At 53.4% G+C, this 21,808-nt stretch carries 18 protein-coding genes; 11 read left to right on the top strand and 7 right to left on the bottom strand.

Annotation, left to right across the window (positions count from 1 at the left end; genetic code table 11):
- Positions 1-15 precede the first annotated feature (15 nt).
- The 4 genes from fliE to NM686_RS13780 all read right to left on the bottom strand — a co-directional run bounded on the left by fliE (position 16) and on the right by NM686_RS13780 (position 4,516).
- On the bottom strand, positions 16-330 hold the full coding sequence (gene fliE, locus NM686_RS13765) for a flagellar hook-basal body complex protein FliE (protein ID WP_255188411.1): 315 nt from the start codon (positions 328-330) through the stop codon (positions 16-18).
- Between the two features lie 53 nt (positions 331-383).
- Positions 384-1,778, bottom strand: coding sequence for a sigma-54-dependent transcriptional regulator (locus tag NM686_RS13770; protein WP_255188412.1), 1,395 nt, complete (start codon positions 1,776-1,778; stop codon positions 384-386).
- A complete protein-coding gene (locus NM686_RS13775; RefSeq protein WP_255188413.1) occupies positions 1,765-2,973 on the bottom strand; it encodes a sensor histidine kinase in 1,209 nt (402 codons plus the stop codon). Before NM686_RS13775 ends, NM686_RS13770 begins: the two co-directional genes overlap by 14 nt.
- A 115-nt stretch (positions 2,974-3,088) precedes the next feature.
- Positions 3,089-4,516 carry a sigma-54 dependent transcriptional regulator gene (locus NM686_RS13780; RefSeq protein ID WP_255188414.1) on the bottom strand — a complete coding sequence of 476 codons (1,428 nt, stop codon included), beginning with the start codon at positions 4,514-4,516 and terminating at the stop codon, positions 3,089-3,091.
- 235 nt (positions 4,517-4,751) lie between these two features.
- On the opposite strand from NM686_RS13780, the gene NM686_RS13785 reads away from it, so the two are divergent.
- A complete protein-coding gene (locus NM686_RS13785; protein WP_269021807.1) occupies positions 4,752-5,999 on the top strand; it encodes an HlyC/CorC family transporter in 1,248 nt (415 codons plus the stop codon).
- Between the two features lie 429 nt (positions 6,000-6,428).
- On the opposite strand, the gene ilvA is transcribed toward NM686_RS13785, so the two are convergent.
- A complete protein-coding gene (gene ilvA / locus NM686_RS13790) occupies positions 6,429-7,964 on the bottom strand; it encodes a threonine ammonia-lyase, biosynthetic (protein ID WP_255188416.1) in 1,536 nt (511 codons plus the stop codon).
- A gap of 174 nt (positions 7,965-8,138) precedes the next feature.
- On the opposite strand from ilvA, the gene rpiA reads away from it, so the two are divergent.
- Positions 8,139-8,816 carry a ribose-5-phosphate isomerase RpiA gene (gene rpiA / locus NM686_RS13795; protein ID WP_255188417.1) on the top strand — a complete coding sequence of 226 codons (678 nt, stop codon included), beginning with the start codon at positions 8,139-8,141 and terminating at the stop codon, positions 8,814-8,816.
- A gap of 190 nt (positions 8,817-9,006) precedes the next feature.
- Here the strand turns inward: rpiA and NM686_RS13800 are convergent, their stop codons facing one another.
- The gene (locus tag NM686_RS13800; RefSeq protein ID WP_255188418.1) at positions 9,007-9,495 is read right to left on the bottom strand and encodes a hypothetical protein; all 489 of its coding nucleotides are present in this window, start codon (positions 9,493-9,495) and stop codon (positions 9,007-9,009) included.
- 303 nt (positions 9,496-9,798) lie between these two features.
- Between NM686_RS13800 and fliK the strand changes: the two genes are divergently transcribed.
- The 9 genes from fliK (at position 9,799) to NM686_RS13845 (ending at position 17,493) form a co-directional block, all read left to right on the top strand.
- Positions 9,799-11,301 carry a flagellar hook-length control protein FliK gene (fliK, locus tag NM686_RS13805; protein WP_255188419.1) on the top strand — a complete coding sequence of 501 codons (1,503 nt, stop codon included), beginning with the start codon at positions 9,799-9,801 and terminating at the stop codon, positions 11,299-11,301.
- Positions 11,302-11,331: 30 nt separating this feature from the next.
- Positions 11,332-11,937 carry a nitroreductase family protein gene (locus tag NM686_RS13810; RefSeq protein WP_255188420.1) on the top strand — a complete coding sequence of 202 codons (606 nt, stop codon included), beginning with the start codon at positions 11,332-11,334 and terminating at the stop codon, positions 11,935-11,937.
- Between the two features lie 22 nt (positions 11,938-11,959).
- A complete protein-coding gene (locus tag NM686_RS13815; protein WP_255188421.1) occupies positions 11,960-12,994 on the top strand; it encodes a class 1 fructose-bisphosphatase in 1,035 nt (344 codons plus the stop codon).
- A gap of 9 nt (positions 12,995-13,003) precedes the next feature.
- Entirely contained in the window at positions 13,004-13,708 is a 705-nt protein-coding gene (locus NM686_RS13820; RefSeq protein ID WP_255188422.1) for a helix-turn-helix domain-containing protein, read from the top strand.
- A 106-nt stretch (positions 13,709-13,814) separates the two neighbouring features.
- Complete coding sequence (ubiG, locus tag NM686_RS13825) at positions 13,815-14,516, top strand: bifunctional 2-polyprenyl-6-hydroxyphenol methylase/3-demethylubiquinol 3-O-methyltransferase UbiG (protein ID WP_255188423.1); 702 nt, start codon at positions 13,815-13,817, stop codon at positions 14,514-14,516.
- Between the two features lie 2 nt (positions 14,517-14,518).
- Complete coding sequence (locus NM686_RS13830; RefSeq protein WP_255188424.1) at positions 14,519-15,193, top strand: HAD family hydrolase; 675 nt, start codon at positions 14,519-14,521, stop codon at positions 15,191-15,193.
- On the top strand, positions 15,184-15,912 hold the full coding sequence (locus NM686_RS13835) for an SDR family NAD(P)-dependent oxidoreductase (RefSeq protein WP_255188425.1): 729 nt from the start codon (positions 15,184-15,186) through the stop codon (positions 15,910-15,912). Before NM686_RS13830 ends, NM686_RS13835 begins: the two co-directional genes overlap by 10 nt.
- Before the next feature lie 8 nt (positions 15,913-15,920).
- Positions 15,921-16,469 (top strand): putative Fe-S cluster assembly protein SufT, encoded by a 549-nt coding sequence (sufT, locus tag NM686_RS13840; protein ID WP_255188426.1) that lies wholly within the window; start codon positions 15,921-15,923, stop codon positions 16,467-16,469.
- 139 nt (positions 16,470-16,608) lie between these two features.
- Positions 16,609-17,493, top strand: a complete 885-nt coding sequence (locus tag NM686_RS13845; protein WP_255188427.1) for a GGDEF domain-containing protein — start codon at positions 16,609-16,611, stop codon at positions 17,491-17,493.
- A gap of 295 nt (positions 17,494-17,788) precedes the next feature.
- On the opposite strand, the gene NM686_RS13850 is transcribed toward NM686_RS13845, so the two are convergent.
- The gene (locus NM686_RS13850) at positions 17,789-21,694 is read right to left on the bottom strand and encodes an EAL domain-containing protein (RefSeq protein WP_255188428.1); all 3,906 of its coding nucleotides are present in this window, start codon (positions 21,692-21,694) and stop codon (positions 17,789-17,791) included.
- Positions 21,695-21,808 lie beyond the last annotated feature (114 nt).

Consider the following 21,808-nt stretch of genomic DNA (forward strand, 5'->3'; position numbering starts at 1 on the left):
TAAAAGTATAGCGCTCTACATGGGCATACTCATAACATCCTTATAAGCATCGACCAATTTGTTGCGCACCTGTAACATGGCTTGGAAGGAGACACTGGCTTTTTGCGAAGCGATCATGACCTCGGCCAGACTCACATCGGGCTGACCGGTTTCGAAAGCCCTCGCCATCTCAGTGGATTGTTTCTGAACCTGGTTGACGGAATCTATCGATTGCTTCAACAGCGCGGCGAAATCGCTGGAATCATTGCCGACCGCTGGTTTGCCGCCGCCGGCTTCGATCGACAGGGTCCGCATCTGGGCCAATACTTGATTGACATTGATATCTGACATATTCGTGACTCTTGGCTAATGTTTAACATCATTAAGCATTTTTCGAGCCAAATTTAACAAGGTACGGCGACGCCCGCCTCTTTCATGCGGGCGAGTTTGTAACGCAGCGTGCGTGGACTGATGCCCAGTTTTTCCGCGGTCGCTTTCCGATTGCCGCTCGCCTCACTGAGAAATTGCAAAATGATTTTTTCTTCGGCCGAGCGCACGCCCTCCCCCAAGCTTTGCAATTCCACGCCGTCCATATCGACATCCGCCGCGGTATCGGCTTCGAACGACACAAGGCTTAACTGCTCGACGCCTGAATCGTGCGATAACGAGGCCATCTCGTCTTCTTCAAAAAACAAATCGTCCGCGCCGATCAAGTTACCGCCTTGCAAGATCAAGGCCCGCTGCACGACATTTTCCAGCTCCCTGACATTACCCGGCCAATGATAGGCCCGCAATTTATCGGCCGCCGCCGCATCGAAACGGCACTTGGCTTTGCCGGACGGGCTGTGTCTATCCAGCAATTCATTGGCCAGCGGCAAAATATCGCCGACCCGCTCGCGCAGTGGCGGAATTCGAATGGGAAATACGTTGAGCCTGAAATATAAATCTTCCCGAAATCGCCCTTGCTGCACGTATTCTTTAAGTTTTCGATTGGTGGTCGCCAGAATTCTGACGTTGAGGGCTATTTTGCGTTGACTGCCCAGGCGCTCGACTTCTTTTTCCTGCAATACCCGCAGCAACTTGGCCTGCAGCCCCAAATCCATTTCAGAGATTTCATCCAATAACAGCGTGCCGCCTTGCGCCTGCTCGAACTTACCCGGCATCGATTGAACGGCGCCGGTAAACGCGCCTTTTTCATAGCCAAACAGCATGGCTTCCAGCATGTTTTCCGGAATCGCCGCACAGTTGATGGCTTCGAAAGGACCATTATGAAAATGCGAATTACGATGGATATAGCGCGCCAATACTTCCTTGCCGGTGCCGCTCTCACCCTGCAACAGCATCGTGACATTGGTCTTGGCGACCTTGTTGACCAGAGCGTAGAGTTTTTTCATCTGATCATCGACGACCACCCGTTCTTGCTCGGGTAGCGGTGCGGCAACCACTCGATTGGCAACCTTGGCGATCAACGTCCTGGCTTCGAAGGGCTTGATCAAATAATCCGCAGCCCCTGCCTGCATCGCTTCCACGGCCCGCGGAATGGTGCCGTAGGCCGTCATCAATAGTACCGGGAGCTGCTCGAATTTTTGCCGAATATTTTGCAACAATTGCAAGCCATCCATCACCGGCATTTGCACGTCGCTGACCACCAGCCCGAACGCGTGTTTTTGCAACTGGCTGAGGGCCTCGATGCCGTTTTTTGCCGACAGCACCCGATAACCCTCGAGTTCCAGGGTATCGCACAGTGCTTCGCATAAAGCGATGTCGTCCTCGACGATCAACACATCATACTGTTTCATGATCTTCCTCCCGCAGCGCCCGGTTGATTCCGCTCAAAGACAAGCTCAATTGACCTTGCGCAATCGGCAACGTCAGGGTAAAGCAACAGCCCCGCCCGGTTTCGGACCGACATTCCACCCGGCCGCCATGGGCTTTGACCACGCTGTCCACGACCGCCAGACCCAAGCCTGTACCATGGACTTTGGTGGTGTAAAACGGCTCGAACAGTTTGGCCACTGCGGCTGCGTCGATGCCGGGACCGTTATCTTGTATCGTGATTTCGATGTCTTGCCCCAGTTGTATTGCCTGCAGACTAATGACATCGGCACCGGATTCGATCGCGTTGTTCAACAGATTCAACAACGCGCCGCGCAAGGCGTCCTCATTTCCGAGCACAGTCTGTTCTTCGACCCGATTATCCAGCATGAATGCGCCATCGAAAGATTCCATGCTCTCGGCCACGGGTTGCAACATGCCATGCCAGGAAAAGCCCTGCATCGCCAGACGTCCTTGCTTGGCAAAAATCAGCATGTCATTCACTTGCCGTTCCAGATAGTGCAAGCGTTCCAATATCTTTGCCGAAAATTGCCGCCGCTTGAACTCAGGCACATTGGGTTGCCCCCATTGCGAGGCATAGAGAATCGCCGTCGCCAACGGCGTTCTGATTTGGTGCGCCAGGCTGGCGACCATTTCCCCCATCGCCGACAAATGCTTTTGCTGCGCCAAACTGTCCTGTAAATCGCGCAATTCACTGATATCCGACAGCAGGATGATTTGCTCGGCGTCGTTACTCAGGTGATTCAGGGTAAGACTGACGACACGGCCGTCCTTGAGTCGACGCTCATGAGGGGAATCGGCAATCAAGAACAGGCTGCGCGCCATGATCTCGTGCCATGGCAAGCCCAATAGCGGCTCGCCCAAAAAATCGATCGCGTGATTATTGCAGTCGACGACGCGCCCCCGCTCATCGAGCACCACAACGGCAGCCGGCAATGCCGCCAGAATCTGTTGCAAGCGATTGGCCAGCCGCTCTTTTTCGATCAGCGTGTTCAAGCGTTCACTATGCGCGGCAGCCAATTGACGATTCAGATGGGCAACTTGTTCCTGCAGCCCTTGATAGGACAGGGCCAGATTTTCCGAAAGCTCGTTGAAAACCCGAAAGGCGTCCGCCAAGCGTTCGGATTTTTGTTGATATTGAAGATTGGCGTTACTCATGTCATGGCTTGGCAATATTTTTACTGTATCCAGCAAAAAGCAAAATTCAAGCCATGTTTTTTTATATTGATTTACAGTGCCTTGGACAGGCTATGACATTTTATTGACGCGTCGGTCAGGCCGCATCCACCTTGCGCAATTTTTCCACCAGGGTGGTGCGGCGCATATTCAGCAATTTGGCGGCATGCGCAACCACGCCATTGCATTCTTCCAGAGCCTGACGTATCAGCTCGTTTTCCAGATCGGTCAAATATTCTTTCAAATCGATGCCCTGTTCGGGCAGTTGAATGGATTTACCAACCGCAATCGGCGCCACGCTTCGCGCGGGCGCCTCTTCATCCACCGCCCCCTCATTGTCGGACGTCGGTTCAGCCTCGGTCCAATCCAGACTCGTGTCCTCGGGGATTGGGTAACCTTGAAATTTTTCCGGCAAATCCGACGCGTCCACCACGGCATCAGGATAAATAATCGCCAGGCGCTCGATCAAATTGGACAGCTCGCGCACGTTACCGGGCCAGCGATGCTGCATCAACAATGCGATGGCATTGCGCGTCAGCCTGACCGAGCCGCGATTGGATGCCTCCATGCGCTTGACCAAGTCATGAACTAGATAAGGAATGTCTTCGGCCCGTTCCCGTAGTGGCGGCACCTCGATCGGAAACACGTTCAGGCGATAGAACAAATCTTCCCGAAACCGCTTTTCCTGGATTTCCTGTTCCAGCTGGCGATGCGTCGCCGCGATGATGCGCACATCGCATTGTATGGTTTTATTGCTGCCTACGCGTTCGAACGTGCGTTCCTGCAACACCCTTAACAGCTTGACCTGCATCGGCATCGGCATGTCGCCGATTTCATCCAGGAACAAGGTTCCACCTTCGGCCAGCTCGAAACGCCCCTGCCGCGTGGTCAGGGCGCCGGTAAACGCACCTTTTTCATGACCGAACAATTCACTTTCCAGCAGTTCGCCGGGAATCGCGCCGCAATTGACCGGCACAAACGGCTTGTCCTTGCGTAACGAAGCGCGATGCAGGGCCTGAGCGATCACTTCCTTGCCGGTGCCTGACTCGCCCAGAATCAAGACGGTGGCATCGGATTTGGCCACTTGATCGATCAGTTCGCGGGTCTTCTGGATGGCTTTGCTCCGCCCGGCCAAGCCTTTGTGTTGAGAGCCTTTCCTGGGCAGCGCCCGAAGTTGCGGCAGATCACTCAGCAAACCAGCCAACACGGAATAGACGGTCGGCCACTCCAATATCTGCGTCACCATTTGTTGTATCGCGCTGGAAACCGGTTGAGAGTCCTTTTCTACTAGCAAAAAGATCGGCAACTCGGCGGCTTTATCGCTGACGATTCTCAATAACGAGGCCTGCTTTTCACTGGCAGCGCCAACGAATACCGCAGCGTAGTCATCGATCTCCTGCAAAACGCCCTGACATTCGCCGCTACCGACCGCAGTGACCCCATACTCTAAAAACTTGAGTATCGTCTCTACTTGTTGGGCTCTGATTACATTGTCATCAATTAACAAAATACCGGGCGAAACCATGCGGGCGTCTCTAAGTTATACGGATAAGGTCGATGGAGGGTCATAAACTTTTCAAGTTAAGCATTGAATCAAGCCATTGTCAAAACACCTCTCGATTCAATTTGTTGTGCGGCAAACCTCAAGTTGATTTCAGAAAAAACAGAGGGCTTGACAAACTTAATCAAGCCTTAACGACTTGACAAAACCGCGCCAGCATAGAAACTAGCAGCATGTTTTGTAACCTTGAGCCCCTTCGTTGAACGACATTCCCTTAAGTATATTGCTTGGCCTTTTGGCCGTGTTATTACTTCTATCCGCTTTCTTTTCCGGCTCTGAAACCGCGCTGATGACCCTGAACCGTTATCGGCTGCAGCACTTGGTCAAACAAAAACATCGCGGCGCGATAAAAGCCCATGAATTGCTCAAGCGACCGGACCGTTTGATCGGCTTGATCCTGCTCGGCAACAACTTCGTCAACATCATGGCCTCTTCCATCGCCACGGTGATCGCGATTCGGATTGGTGGCGACGAAATCATCCCGGCCGCCACGGCCTTGTTGACCATCGTGGTGTTGATTTTCTCGGAGGTCACGCCAAAAACCTTGGCCGCGTTGAGGCCCGAGCTGCTGGCATTCATTTCGGCCTGGATTTACGTACCTCTACTGAAAATCTTTTATCCCATCGTCTGGATAGTCAACGTCATATCCAACGTATTACTGCGCATCGTTGGCATCAACCCGAAGAAGGCCAAAAAAGACACGCTGGACAAAGATGAATTGAGGAGCATAGTGTCCGATACCGACCATCTGTTGCCATCGCGTTATCAAAACATGCTGCTCCGCATTCTCGACCTGGAATCGGCCCGTGTCGAAGACATCATGACCCAACGCAAGGAAATCGTCGGTATCGATTTGGAAGACTCCATCGAAGAAATCATCGAACAACTGCGCAACAGCCCCCATACACGACTGCCGGTTTACAAGAAAAACATCGATCGCGTGATCGGTTTTTTGCATATACGCACCGTGTTAGCCAGAATCACGCATACCGATTTCGACAAGCAGGTCATTACCGACAGCCTGAGCAAACCCTTTTTCATTCCGGCCAGTACCTCGATCCACAAGCAGATGCAAATATTCAAGACCGAACGGCAGCGCATAGGCCTGGTGGTCGATGAATACGGTGATGTGCAGGGTTTGGTGACCTTGGACGACTTGTTGCAGGAAATCGTGGGTGAATTGATTGCCGAGGAAGAAGCCGACATCAAAAAGCAAAAGGACGGCAGCTATCTAGTCGACGCCAGCGTCACTGTCAGAGATCTGAACCGGGTTACTGACTGGGATCTGCCGACGGAAGGCCCCAAGACGCTGAACGGCTTGATTATCGAATACATGGAAATGATTCCGGAACCCGGCACCAGCATCAAATTCCACGGACATGTCCTGGAGATCATCCAGCGCGACGAAAACACCGTCAAACTGGTTCGCTTCCATCCTCAAACCTAACGACCGTCAGAAAAAAGCTGAAGCTTTTTCACTCCAGTATCGCCATCCAGTGAGTGTAATCGCTTCAGCCATTACCCATCAACGCATGCCTTGCACCGATGATTGAGGGTTATCGAGGGATAGCAAGCAATCAGTCGGAATGCTCGCTGGAACCTTTTCGGCGCCAAAGCCAATATCCCACACCCATCACTCCCGCTATGAGGAGTAGCATCAAAACGGGATACTGATAAAAAGCATCAAAAAAAGCACCCGTGCCTTGAGAAGTCGCTCGATAGTAAGGCCCCATAATATCTCCCCCTAATCAAAATGGATAACGGGCAGCCGGCGAACCTACTCAAATGCGCTGCCCCATACGGGGAGATTACCCTGGAAATGGACTTTGTCTAGTCGAAAAAACCTATACCATGCGCCATAGAGCCACGCTGATTCTCACTCGGCAACCGGGCCTACCGAACGTCCGGCAAATAGCCGATAAGCCGGATTGTCGGTTTCGTGCTGATACATCAAGCCCAAGTTACTGATGCATTTTTCGAAGGCTACGCACTGGGATGCGGAAATTTGCAAGCCTATCAAAACCTTGCCGAAGGCTGCGGCATGATTGCGGTAGTGAAACAAGCTGATGTTCCATTGGCTGCCCAGCGCTAGCAAAAATTTCAATAATGCGCCCGGCCGCTCCGGAAATTGCAGGCTATAGATTTTTTCGTTCAGCTCGCAAGGCGCATGGCCGCCGACCATGTAGCGAATATGATCCTTGGCCAGTTCGTTGCCGGTCATGTCGGTAACCTTAAAACCATCCCCCACCAATTGCTCGATCAATTGCCGCCTGTCCGACTCGACACCGCTGCTGGTGATACCAACGAATACTTGCGCCATTTGTTGGTCGAAATAGCGGTAATTGAATTCGGTGATGCTGCGTTTACCCAGCGTTTTGCAAAACTTCAAGAAACTGCCCGGCGTTTCCGGAATCGCCACGGCCAGCAGGATTTCCCGATGTTCGCCAACCTGGGTGCGCTCGGCCACATAACGCAATCGATCGAAATTGATGTTGGCGCCGCTGTCGATCGCAACCAATGTTTGCTGCCTGACCCCTTGCTGCTCGATGTATTTCTTCATGCCGGCCACTGCCAGCGCGCCGGCCGGTTCCGCCACCGAACGGGTGTCGTCGAAAATATCCTTGATCGCCGCGCAGATTTCATCGGTGCTGACGGTGATCACTTGATCGACGAATTGTTGCGCCAACCGGAAAGGCTCCGCACCAACCTGCTTGACGGCCACGCCATCGGTGAACAAGCCGACCTGCTCCAAAATGACCCGCTGGCCCGCTTTGAGCGCCTGATTCAAACAATCGGCATCGTCGGGTTCGACCGCGATGACCTTGATTTCCGGGCGCACGAACTTGACATAGGCAACAATACCCGCCAGCAATCCGCCACCGCCCACCGGCACGAAAATCGCGTGAATGTCGGCATTGTGTTGACGCAATATTTCCATCGCAATCGTGCCTTGGCCGGCGATGACTTCCGGATCATCGTAGGGATGAATGAACGTCATGCCCTTGTCCGCGACCAGTTCCTGCGCATGCGCATAGGCCTCGTCGTAAGAATCGCCGTGCAGCACGATTTTGGCGCCTCGGGCTTTGACCGATTTGACCTTGATCTCGGGCGTGGTTTTCGGCATCACGATCAGGGCCTTGATGCCCAGCTTTTTGGCGGCCAGCGCCACGCCTTGAGCATGGTTGCCGGCCGACGCTGCGATCACGCCATGAACGGTTTGCGCCGGGGTCAGCGATGCGATTTTGTTGTAAGCGCCGCGCAATTTGAAGGAAAACACTGGCTGCAGGTCCTCGCGCTTTAGATAGATCCGGTTTTCCAACTTATCCGACAACATGGGCGCGTAATCCAATGGCGTTTCCTCGGCCACGTCATAAACTTTGGCGCGCAGAATTTTTTCGATGTAATGATGCATGCTTGTCCTCGGCAACGAGTCCAGACGTTGCCCTTATGCTGGGTAGACTTCAATGTCTGCCGATTTCGCCGCAAAAACAGCTGAGAGATTGACTTTAATCGGTTATTATCCCACACATTGACGGGCCTTTAGCCGCACCGAATTTATAACAACCCCTCATCAGGAAGAAGCACAATGACTCAAGATGAATTAAAAAAACAAGTCGCCGCCGCCGCTCTGAAATACTTGAAAGACGTACCCATCATCGGCATGGGCACAGGCTCCACCGTCACTCATCTGATCAACCAGCTGGCCGACTGCGATTTCAAACACGACATCGAAGCGGCCGTGTCCAGTTCGATCAAAACCACCGAACATCTGCAATCGATTGGCATCAAAGTATTGGAACTGAATCAAACCGGCGACCTGGAAGTGTATATCGACGGCGCCGATGAAGTGACTCCGCACAAAAAAATGCTGAAAGGCGGCGGCGGCGCGCTGACCCGGGAAAAAATCATCGCCGGCGCCAGCAAAAAATTCGTCTGCATCGTCGACGAAACCAAATGCGTGGACGTGCTGGGCAAATTCCCGCTACCGGTGGAAGTGCTGCCGTTGTCGCGCAGCTTCGTCGCCAGACAGCTGGTCAAATTGGGCGGCCAGCCGGAACTGCGCATCAACAAGGAAACCGGACAACCTTACATCACCGACAACGGCTGCGAGATTCTGGACGTTCACAATATGACCATCCTGAACCCGGTCGAAATGGAACAAGCCATCAACAACATCCCTGGTGTCATCACCAACGGCTTGTTTGCGATGCGCGATGCCGACGTGGTGTTGGTAGGCAAAGGCTCGGAAGTCATTTCGTATTAAGAAACCACGTTACAGACAAAAAAATCCGCCCTGCAGAGGTTGCCATAAAAGCCCCCTCTCTCCTTGCGGGAGAGCAGGAGTGAGGGGATAAATAATGTACACACTGACTTATCCCCCGACCTTCTCCCTGAGGGAGAAGGAATTGTTATCCTCCTGCAGGGCGTTTTTTTGCAAGGCGCTTTACCAAAAATCAATCTGCCGGAGTATGGGGTAAATTCACCGAGTAACGGGCTCCGTTGCTCAAGCCATACACGCCAAATTGATTGCTGAATTTACCGACGAAGCCCTGTTTATCCGGGGTTAACTGCAGATCGAAGCTTGAGATCACGGCAAAGTCAGGCGCATTAGGGTTCGGATGGAAACGAATCTCCATGTCCACCGAGCAATTGCTGTTGATGCTCGCCGTTCCGTAGACCTCGCCTTGGAAATTCGGATTGCCGCTGACATTGGGATCGAATGCGCAGACACCGGCCAAAACGCCATTGGTGACGTTCACTTCGCAACGGCCTGTATGGTTCAGCTCGGGCTTATTCACCGCCGCCTGATACATCACATAATCCCCATCCAAGTCCTGGCCGCGACAGGGGTGTTTTTTCTGCTGATGCCCTTGCCTGTCATCGGCATATGCTTGAGCAGACAGCAACGCCAGGGTTGCAAAAATCTGGGTAATTTTATTCATTTCGTTATCCTTTCATTCCGTGGTTTGTAGTGGACTTCCTAGAGTTCGCAACAACTGGGCTCGCTCCCTAATCAAATCCGTTTTTCGCTGAATTTGGCAAAATTCAACGGCGATTATGGTAAAGGTTGGCCACGTCCGCTTACTACCTCCGTTCGTATTGCAAACGTAATGTTTCGTATGCCAGACGGATTTTCTTTCAAAAATAACGACCAAAGCCATAAACTGTCATCGAGCAGACGCCACGACCTATCAGAGCATTCCTGATCTACATAACCCACAACCCAGCATTTGAGCGAGCCCCGTATGGACATAAAACCGTCTTTAACCGCCGGCCTGCCGTCGACGGGCCCTAAGCCGAGCAGCGCCGGCCTCGACCTGAAAATGCACCAACTGCTGGAAGCCAAAGTCATCGAAAACCAAATTGCCTTGGACAAACTGACGGTCAAGGTCGCCGACAAGACGCTAAGCCTGCAAACAGACCGCCCGTTGAATTTACAAGGCGGCCAAGCGATACAATTACAGGTCGTCAAGTTATTGCCGCAGCCCGAATTTAAAATCGTGCCTACCTCTCTGACGCCCTCCCCCAATATCACGGCGAATCCGTCACAAGACACACCGACCTTGAAATGGGTTCTTTCCTCTGGCAACGCAAGCGCGCAAATGGTTCAACCGGCCTCGTTTAGCCTGGGCCAACAATTGCAGGCCAGCATCGTCGATGTCTCAAATAACAAAATCACCTTGCAATTACTGCCGGCAACGACCCGCGCGGCTAACGCGCCCGCCAACACCCTGCTGACGCTAGATGCCAAACAACTGATACCCATCGGCGGCAGCGTCGATACCAGCCCCCGCGCCCAGACAAGCGCCTCGCCACAAAATACGCTAAGCGTTGGCGCGCAGTTGACCCTGCAGGTGATAAAAGCCGGGGATTCGCCGACTTTCGCGGTTTCAGCCATTCCAGTCGATGATAGTCAAATGATCGTCAACGCCTTGAAGCAATGGTTACCGATACAAGCCCCGCCAACCGCTTTATTGAACCAGTTGCAACAGGCTCTGCCGCAGCTGATCACGGACGCCACGCTGGCCGAAGCCTTGAAGAACCTGGCGCAAAAAATTTTGAGCAGTTTGCCGATCAAGCCGCAATTGACCGAAGCAAGCCAGCTAAAACAGGCCATCGATGAATCGGGGTTGTTTTTGGAGCACAAATTGCTCCAATCGCTATTAGGCAAACCCGACCTTTTGTTAAATGATGACTTCAAAGCCAAACTGAGCAAATTGATCCAACTGCTCAACCATGAGCTCGCCACGCGAACGGAGGGAAAAACGTCAGCCACCGAAGCACTGCTCAAGGAAAGTCTGCAAAAAGCCCATGGCGCCTTGGCCAAATTGACGGTCGATCAGCTCAATTCCCTGCCCAAGGACGATTCACCTAAACAAAGCTGGATATTGGAGCTGCCGTTTTTTCATGACGGCAACCCCGAAAGCATGAAAATCCAGATCGAACGGGACCGACGCAAAGCCGATGACAAGCCGGAAAACAACTGGGCCGTCAGCATTACCATCAGCCCACCCAATCTTGCTACAATACATTGCAGGATCTCCTGTTACGACGGCACCGTCAATACCCGCTTTTGGAGCGAGGCCATTGATACCGTGGACAGAATCAACGCTCACCTCGATTATCTGAAACAACAGCTCGAACAAAAAGGAATCGTTACTGGATTTATGGAAGCCCACCAAGGTCAACCGCCCACCCCGGATAGCATCGTTTCTTCGATGCCCCATCTGTTGAGAGAAAAAGCCTGACCCGCACAACCCAGCCCATTAGGAGATGTTATGGACACGCAACTCGCCATTGAATCGCGCCGTTCGGTCAAACAATTCGACCCCAACCACCGCATCAGCGAACAAGAAATCGAATCGCTATTATCACTAGCCATGCTGTCGCCAACGGCCTTCAATATTCAGCACTGGCGCTTTGTGTTGGTGCGCGATCCGGCGCTGCGTCGGCAAATTCGCCAAGTCGCCTGGGACCAAGCGCAAGTCACCGATGCTTCCCTGCTGATCGTGTTATGCGCCGATCTGAACGCCTGGCAAAAACAACCCGAGCGTTACTGGCGTAACGCCTCGCAAGCGGCGCGAGATTTTTTGCTGCCGGCGATTCAGGCCTATTACGCCGGCAAACCGCAAGTACAACGCGATGAAGCCATGCGTTCCTGCGGCATGGCCGCGCAAACCTTGATGTTGAGCGCCAAGGCCATGGGTTACGACTCCTGCCCGATGGACGGCTTCGACTTCGACGCGGCCGGCCAATTGATCAACTTACCCGAAGACCATGTCATCAGCATGTTCGTCGCCATCGGCAAGGCTTTGCAACCCGCGCTGCCTCGCGGCGGCCAGCTTGCCCTGCATGAGGTCGTCATCAACGACCGTTTCGCCTAATTCAGACACCTATTCACCTATCATGACTCAAGCGCCCAAAGACATCGACGATCAAATCACGCTGACCCAATTCATCATCGAGCAACAACGTGGCCTGCCCGGAGCATCGGGTACGTTTACGTTATTGCTGAACAACATCGCCACGGCATGCAAGCAAATTTCCCACCGGGTGAACCGGGGCGCGCTGATCGGCGTTTTGGGCAGCGCGGGCACGGAAAACGTGCAAGGCGAAGTGCAAAAAAAACTGGACATCATCACCCACGAGATCATGGTCAAGGCCTTGGACTGGAGCGGCCATTTGGGCGGCATGGCGTCGGAAGAAATCGATGCGCCAATCAAAATCCCCAAACAATACCCGAAAGGCAAATATCTGGTGTTGTTCGACCCCCTGGACGGCTCGTCCAACATTGACATCAACCTGACCGTGGGTACGATCTTTTCGGTATTGCGTTGCCGCGAAGGCGTGGAGCCCGAAACCGAAGACTTTTTACGCCGCGGCAGCGAGCAAGTCTGCGCCGGCTTCGTGTTGTACGGCCCCTCGACGATGTTGGTGCTGACGACTGGCAACGGCGTCAATGGTTTTACGCTGGACCCGGACATCGGCGAATTCATCCTGACCCATCACAATATGCGCATTCCGGAAGAAACGTCCGAGTTCGCGATCAACATGTCCAACCAGCGCTTTTGGGAGCCGCCGGTCAAACGCTATGTCGAGGAATGCCTGGCCGGGGAAGACGGTCCGCGCGGCAAGAATTTCAACATGCGCTGGATCGCCTCGCTGGTGGCGGATGTCTACCGCATCCTGACACGGGGTGGGGTTTATTTGTATCCCTACGATTTACGCGATCCCAATCGCGCGGGCCGCTTGCGACTATTGTACGAAGCCAATCCCATGGCCTTCATCATCGAGCAGGCCGGCGGCGCTTGCAGCACCGGCACGGAACGCATGCTGGACATCAAACCGCAAGACATTCACCAGCGCATACCGTTGATTTTCGGCTCTAAAAAAGAAGTCGAACGCATCGTCGGCTATTATCAACAATCATCCAACGACTAGAATCCGAAAGTGCCCTATAAGCAAGTCATTTGCAGCAATTGCAGCCTGGACAACATTTGCCTGCCGCGCGGCCTGTCTCAAGCCGAAATCGAAAACATCAGCAAGGTGGTCAAAGCCCGCAAAACCTTGCAGCGCGGCGATTTCATCTACCGCGAAGGCGATCATTTCAAGGGCATACTGGCCATCAAGTCCGGCAGCGCCAAACTGGTCGCCAACGACAGCCACGGCAACGAACATATTCTGAATATCCTGTTGCCCGGTGAATTACTGGGTTTCGATGGTTTGTCCACCGAAAAACACGGTTGCGCCGCGATTGCGCTGGAAACCATGACCTTTTGCATGCTGCCGGCCGACAGCATGGAACAGTTGTTTCAAAAACTGCCGGGTTTAACCCGCGAGCTCTTTCGCCATTCCGGCGAAAAAATGCTGGAGGACAAAAACCAGCTGGTGTTGAGCAAGCGCCCGGCCGAGGAGCGCCTGGCCTATTTTTTGATCAGCCTGTCGGAACGCCTGAGACGACGAGGATTTTCCTCGTCGGAATTCAAACTTTCGCTGACTCGGCAGGAAATCGGCAACCATTTGGGCCTGGCCTTGGAAACGGTCAGCCGTCTGCTGAAGAAGTTTCAGGATGAGGGTTTGATCGCGGTGCAAAACCGTTTCATTCACATCAAAAACCTGAACTCATTGAAAAATCTGCTGCAGCCCCTGGATTGACGGCTTACCCCATCCTGCACGGCCTGGGCGGGACGCAGGCGGTTAATGACGTATAACCTACTAATATAGTATGATATGTCCGACTAAACGCTTGCCAACCCTAGCCATGACAGAGAACGTACATCCGCACGAAATCCACAAATTTGGTTCACAAGCCGAGCGCTGGTGGGACCCCAACGGCGAGTTCAAAACCCTGCACGACGTCAATCCGCTGAGGTTGCGATTCATTCAGCAATATGCCGGCTTGTCGGGCAAGCGCGTCGTGGACGTAGGCTGTGGCGGCGGCATTCTGACCGAAGGCTTGGCCAAGGCCGGTGCCGACGCGCTGGGTATCGATCTCAGCGAAGAACTGATCGACATCGCCGATTTGCATGGCCTGGAAACCGGCGTCAAAGCGAATTACCAAAGAATCAGCGCCGAAACCCTGGCCGAACAACAACCTGAAGCATTCGACCATGTGACCTGCATGGAAATGCTGGAACATGTTCCCGATCCGGCTTCGATCATTCGCGCCTGCGCGACGCTGGTCAAGCCTGCCGGCATGGTGTTTTTTTCCACCTTGAACCGGGTGCCAAAGGCTTACTTGCTGGCCATTTTGGCGGCCGAACACCTGATGAAAATAGTTCCCAAGGGCACGCACGACTATAAAACCTTCATCAAGCCTTCCGAGTTATGCCAGAGCGCGCGCAACGCCGGCCTGGAACTGCAAGGCATGGTCGGCATTCAATACAACCCGTTCAACAAGCAATTCAGCCTGGGCAAGGACATCGATGTCAACTACATCGCGGCTTTCCAACGCACAGAATAATCATGAACGACTTTCGACTAGATTGCGTTTTGTTCGACCTGGATGGCACGCTGGTGGATACGGCCCCGGATTTGCTGGCCTGTCTGCATGAGACCCTGGCAACGCACGCTTACCCCACTGCCGACGAAGCCGAGTTGAAACCCTTGATTTCACTGGGCGCGCTGGCGATGATCAAACATGCCGCGGCCCATGCCAGCGAAACCGAACAAACCCAACTGCTGGAATTCATGCTGGATTGCTATCAAAACAACATCGCCAGGTACAGTCAGTTTTTCCACGGCATCACCGAAACCCTGGCAACCATTGAAAATCTGGGCCTGAAATGGGGCGTGGTCACCAACAAACGCGAACGTTTCACGCTGCCACTGATGGACGCGCTCAATCTGCGCCAACGCGCCGCCTGCGTGATCAGCGGCGATACCACCGCCAATAGCAAGCCCCATCCGGAACCCATGCTGGCCGCATGCAGACAAGCCGGCGTCAAGCCGGAAAATTGCGTTTATATCGGTGATGCCGCACATGACATTGCCGCCGGCAAGAATGCCCACATGAAAACCCTGGCCGCCGTCTACGGCTATCTGAAAGACGGCGACCGGCCCGAAAACTGGGGCGCGGATGCCTTGATAGAACATCCACAACAATTACAGCAATGGATACAGGCCTCGCTATGTCATTGAACAAGCAAGTCATATTGATCACGGGCGCCGGCGGCGGACTGGGCGGCGCGGCGGCCTTGGCCCTGGCCAAACAAGGCGCGGAACTCATTTTGCTGGATAAAAGCATTCCGAAGCTGGAAAAGGTCTACGATGCCATCGTCGAAAGCGGTGGTCAGGAACCCGTCATGTACCCTTTTGACCTGGCGGGTGCCAGCGAAGCCCAATACCAGGAAATGGCCGACGTGATCGAACAGCGTTATGGCGCGTTGCAGGGGTTATTGCATTCGGCCGCGGAATTCAGCGCTTTTACTCCGATCGCTATCCATAAAACGCAAGACTGGGGTCATACCCTAAACGTCAACTTAAACGCCGCATTTTTACTGACGCGTGTATTGCTGCCGCTGCTGCAAAAAAGCCAGCATGCGTCGATTGTGTTTACCTCCGATTCCGGTGCACGGCAGGCCCGAGCTTACAGCGGCGCTTACGGCGTTTCGAAAATCGCCTTGGAAGGTTTTGCCAAAATTTTGGCCGAGGAACTGGAAGGCGGCGAAAAAATCAGGGTCAATACATTGGTGCCCGGTCCCGTGGATTCGCCGCTGCGCAAAAAAGCCTATCCAGCCGAAGACAAAGCCAAATTACCGGGATTGCAAAGCCTGGCCTCGATCTATTGCTATTTATTCGACAGCGCCAGTATAGGCATTACCGGTCAAGTTTTTGACGCTCAGACTTTTAAAATCTAAATACCGTTATGGCAGAAAGAGAAGTTGTTACCTTAACCCGCGACGTCAATATCGTTACGATACCCGATGGCCACCACGGCACCTTGAACAAAGGCCAGAGCGTGACGATTCATCAATCGCTCGGCAGCAATTACACCGTGATCACCGATTACGGCCACATGGTCCGCATCGCCGGCACCGATGCCGATGCGCTAGGCAAGGAAGCGCATGAGCTGCATACCCTGGTTTCGGAAACCGACACCAAGGCGGTGGAAAAAAATTGCTGGGAAGTCATGAAAACCGTTTACGACCCGGAAATTCCGGTCAATATCGTCGACCTGGGACTGGTTTATGGCTGCGATGTCACCAGCGACGGCAAGGGCGGCAACGACGTGCATGTCAGGATGACGCTGACCGCGCCGGGCTGCGGCATGGGGCCCGTGATTCAGAGCGACGTGGAAAAATGCATCCGCGCGCTACCCGGTGTCAGTTCGGTCAACGTGGAAGTGGTACTTGATCCGCCCTGGTCTCGCGAGATGATGTCTGAAGTGGCGCAAGTCCAATTGGGCTTGTTTTAGCGGTGCTTTATCAGCGGCAAAAATTTGCCGCAGCCCAACAAAAAAATAAATAAATAATTGATTTAATTAAATAAAATAAATTTGGCACAACTATGGCTTGAAAACGAAAAACCATCGTTTCCAGGCCCGAGGAAGTGTCATGAAAGAAAGAACCGCCGAACTAGCCGTTGTCAGCAATAAAAGTTTTCAAGCCTCGACAGCGGTCAATCTTCATCATTACGACATCAGCAGCGCACTGCAAACCACGCTGGAATTCAACGAGCTGATTGCGATCTTTTGCAACAAAATCCAAGCCACCGTCCCGCATAACAGCGTGGAATACACCAACGACGAATTCGGCCTTTCATTCAAGCGCGGCATCGTCGGCCGTCATTCCTGCAGCTATGCGCTGAAAGTCGAAGACCAGCAACTTGGCGAACTGAAACTGACCCGCACTCATCGCTTCGGTAAGGATGAACTGGCAATGCTGGAAAGCCTGCTGTGCTGCCTGATCTACCCGCTACGAAACGCCACCTTGTTCCATCAAGCCTTGCAAATGGCTTACACCGATCCGTTGACCCAAACGCACAACCGTGCCGGTTTCAACGATATGTTGGCGCGGGAGATCAAGCGGGCCAATCGCTGCGAGCAGCATTTATCGTTGATTTTCGTAGACATCGATCACTTTAAAGCTCTCAACGACGAATATGGCCACGATTGCGGCGACATGGCGCTGGCGGCGGTGGCCAGCAAGGTCAAAGACAGCGTGCGCGGCAGTGATGTCGTGTTTCGTTATGGGGGGGAAGAATTCGTGATCATGCTGATCGATACCAATCTGGACGCCGCCGCCGTCATCGCTGAACGCGTGCGCACCTGCATCGAATCGCAGACGCTGGCCTACGGCATGGAAGTCTTGAATATCACCGCCAGCCTCGGCGTCAGTTCGTTACGCGGCAACGAAAACATGGAAAGCTTCATCAAACGCGCCGACACAGCCATGTATAAGGCCAAACAAACGGGTCGCAACCGTGTTTGCGTGGCTTAACGTATTGCGTAATTTCGGCTACCCATTGGCGGGGCAACCGTTCGCTCTAAGCCCTTCGGCCACGCTCAGGCGAGCCTTGTCTAAGGGCTTGTAATCCATATTTTGACAAGCTCAGCACGAAAGGATTCCACGCACCACCCATTTGGTGAGCATTCTAAAGCCCGCCTCCCTTTCGACTAGGCTCAGGGCGAACGGGATTTAAAATGCTCAACTGATTTTTTTAGGTTCCCTGGAATAACTGTCCCGCTTAAAGCTTTAAGCGGGAAGCCGTAATGCCCAGATTCACTGCAAAAAGCTAGAGGTTATGTGACAAGCTTTTTAGCGAGGCAAACAATTTGTCCCTCAAAACGCGAAACTCATCCAGCGTTGCCTGCCTGGTTTGCTGATGCCCCTGCGCGGTCAAATCAACCAACTCCTTGGCCAGTTCGTGCAGCCGATGATGCAATGCATGAATTTCCTCGAAGACCGATGGCTCGCATCTACCGTTTAAACCGCCGGCATCCAACCAGATACCCAGGCGGCACAAATGATGATTCAGCGCCGGCGGGTTACTGCAATCATCGACCAGGGCCTTCTCGAACGCTGAAACCCAGCCCTTGAGTTCGACTCTAGCGTAAAGCAATGGCAAGTCGGCGCGGTTGACGGTCCGCAAACCAACCCAACTCGGATTCGGCCGCCATTCAGCCCACCAATTTAATAACTGCGCCGCCGTCATCGAGTGACCGATACCGTAACCTTGGGCAAGCTCGCAGCCCAATTGCAACAGCATTTCACCATGCTCGACGGTCTCCACGCCCTCGGCGATGACTTGCCGCCGAAAAGCCATCGCTAGCCCCAGCACACCGTCCAAAATAGCCAAATCGTCCGGGTCGTCCAACATATCGCGCACAAAACTTTGATCGATCTTCAGCACGTTCGCCGACAACCGTTTCAGGTAAGTCAAAGAAGAATACCCGGTACCGAAATCATCTAGCGCGAACTTGACGCCAATCTCCCGGCATTCTTTTATCACTTGGCAAACTTGCACCAAATCCGCCAGCGCGCTCGTTTCCAGCACTTCCAGCTCCAACAAAGCAGGTTGAATTCGAGGATGGGACGCTAGTAACGATTGCAATCGCTCGACGAAATTGGCCTGTTGCAATTGTTGCGCACCGATATTGACGCTAATCGGAATATCGAAACCCGTTGCTTGCCATGCCTCGATTTGGCTCAACGCCGTATCGATGACCCATTCACCCAATTCGATGGACAGTGGATTTTCTTCGATCACCGACAAGAATACGCCGGGTAGTAACAGCCCGCGCTCGGGATGCCGCCAGCGAATCAAGGCCTCCACCCCCACCATGACCCCGTCGCGCATATTGACCTTGGGTTGGTAATACAACACGAATTCGCCATCCACCAACGCGCGGCGGATGCGTTCCACACTCTCATGCAGGCCACGCGCCAGACGATCTTGTTCGACATCAAACACATGAAATTTATTTTTGCCGGCCAATTTGGCCTGATACATGGCCTGATCCGCCTGACGCAGCAACTGATCGGCATCCACTTCCTCCAGTTGAGGATAAAAGGACACGCCGATACTGGCAGACACTTGCAAAACACTTTCGTCATGTTTTACCGGTTCCTGTGCCGCCCCCAACAAGCGCAAAAACATGGGCGTACTGGCTTCGATATCGTTTAAATCGATCAATACCGCGACGAATTCGTCACCGCCCAAGCGGGCGAGACTATCGCCATCGCGTAACGTATGTTTCATGTTATTGGCGACCAGCATCAACAAATGATCGCCGGCATCATGCCCATAGCTGTCGTTGATGGTCTTGAAGCCATCCAGATCGATATAAGCCACGGCCAGACGCTGACCCCGACGCAACGCCTGAGCCATGGCTTTTTGCAAGCGGTCCGCAAACAATACTCGATTCGGTAAGCCCGTCAGCGCGTCGTAATGAGCGATACGTTCCAGATAACGCTCGTGCTCCTTCAACATAGTGATGTTGGTGGAAATCCCCAGCAAACCCCAAACCGACTTACCCGCCTCGTCCTGATAAATCGGCGTCTTGGACTCCAGATAAACTTGCCGCCCGCCTTCTGCATATGCCACCTCGATTTCCTCGTCGGTTTGTTCACCTTGAAATACCCGCGCATCGATTTCTCTGAGCCGCTTGGCTGTCTCCGGGGGGAAAAACCGATAATCGTCGCAGCCCACCAGCTGTTCCGCCGACACGCCGAACAAGCCCAAGGCCGCGCGATTGGCATAGACATAACACGACTGCGTGTCTTTCATATAGATGCAAGCCGAGACATAATCCAGCGCCTTTCGGAAACGTTCGGTTTCGGTATGCGCCGCCCTAAGCTGCAATTCGGCTTGCTTGCGCTGGGTTATATCCATCGCCACCCCGTTCAGCTTCGCAATCGCGCCATTTTCATCGCGGACTGCCTCGCCTCTGGCCAACAACCATCCCATCGTCCCATCAGAACGGATGGTTTCCAATTCGAGCTCGTAGGGTGTGCCGTCTTGCCGCGCGCGTGAAACGGCGGCATTCAAAGCGCTCCAGCTTTGTGGCGTGAAAAAACCGCTTTGCTCAGGATAATCGGGCACCGGCCGCTTCGGATCTAACCCCATAATCCGATACAACTCATCCGACCATCGCACCTGTTCGGTAGCGAGGTCGAGTTGCCAACTACCGGCTTGCGCGATGCGTTGCGCTTCTTGCAATTCGGCGCGGCTTTGTCTTAGCGCTTGATCCAACATCCGGCGTTGATGAATATCGGTATGCGTGCCTATGATACGCAGTGGCTTGCCGTTATCCGCATTACGCACCGCGATACCTCGGGCCAGTATCCATTTCCAATCCCCGCCCTTGCAGCGCAGCCGGTGTTCGCAAATGTAAACGTCGATATTACCGCTCAGATAAGCATCCACCGTCGCCAAAGTTTGGGTTTTATCGTCTGGATGGATCAGCTGCGCCCAATCGTCTGGGCTGCTGTCGATCTCGTCTTCCTGATAGCCCAGCATTTCTTTCCAACGCCGACTAAAAAAGACCTTATTGTTTTCCAAGTTCCAGTCCCAGACCCCATCCCCCGCGCCTTCCAACGCGAAACGCCAACGGCATTCGCTTTCCGCAAGCTGTTGCTCGCGGCGCTTGATTTCTTCGGTCAGACGATTAGCGATACGCTCTGCGTTTTTTTGGGTGTTGATCAACGACAACATCAAGCCAAACAACAAGAGGCTGAGTATGGCTCCGCCACCCAACGAAACCCATACCGACAGGTAACTGATAGCGAACGGAAAACCGATACGCTCGAAATTCAGCAGCCACTGGTGACCATTGAAATCAATAACGCGTTGATTTTGCAGCAAGACATGATGATCTGGCGGCCGGACAGACTGACTGACGAACAATAAACTGGCAGGGTCCACCTGCGGCCCATCGTAAATTTGCAAACCAATGTTCTGACCTTCTCGATGTTCCCAATCTCCTAGAATCCCGGTCATCAAGTCGTTCATCCGGTAAGGGCTATAAACCCAGCCTATCAATTCAGCGCGGCGCTGCTCGAGGGTTTCATGGGGCTTATCCCGGCGAAAAACCGGCACATACATCAAAGCCCCCGCCTGCACATCGGCTCCCGTTTCCTGCACCAATTCAACCTTGCCCGACAAAGCCACAGTGCCGGTGTCTCTGGCCTGCTCCATCGCCAGCCGCCTAACCGGCTCTGAAAACATGTCATAGCCGAATGCGCGCAAATTACGCTCGTTGAAGGGTTCGAGATAGATAATCGCGGTATAGAGATCGCGCGCGCCTGCCGGTTTTACGCTGTAATCGGAAAAGCCTTCCGCCTGGATGCGAGCGACATGACTGACCAGTTGATCCGGTCTAATGAGCTCGGTAAAGCCGATGCCTTGCACGCCGGGTATCGCGTCTTGGGCGCGTAAAGTTTCGCTGTAAGCCCGCCACGCCTGCCGACTGACATGCTCGGATGCATCAAACAGCGCAGCGCCACCGCGCAACGTCAAGGCATAAGCATTAAGGCGTTCGCGAATTTTCAACGCGATCTGATCGCAGCTAAAGGAAAACTGCCTCACGCCTTCCGCGTCGATACCTTGTTTGATCTGCAGACTGGTAAAACCGGTGACAAGCAGTCCCAGCCCTAGTAGGAGCCAAGCGAACAACGATTGCTTGGTCGTTTTATTCATGCGTGAGGGATGACAGTTCCACTGAATAAGGTAGGAAAAGGCTGACAACTATAACAAAATCATGGCGCCTCACCATACCAAAATAATAAAAGCACTGAGCCTCTTGCAAAATTA

The organism is Methylomonas rapida (assembly GCF_024360925.2).
GTDB classification, from domain to species: Bacteria; Pseudomonadota; Gammaproteobacteria; order Methylococcales; family Methylomonadaceae; genus Methylomonas; species Methylomonas rapida.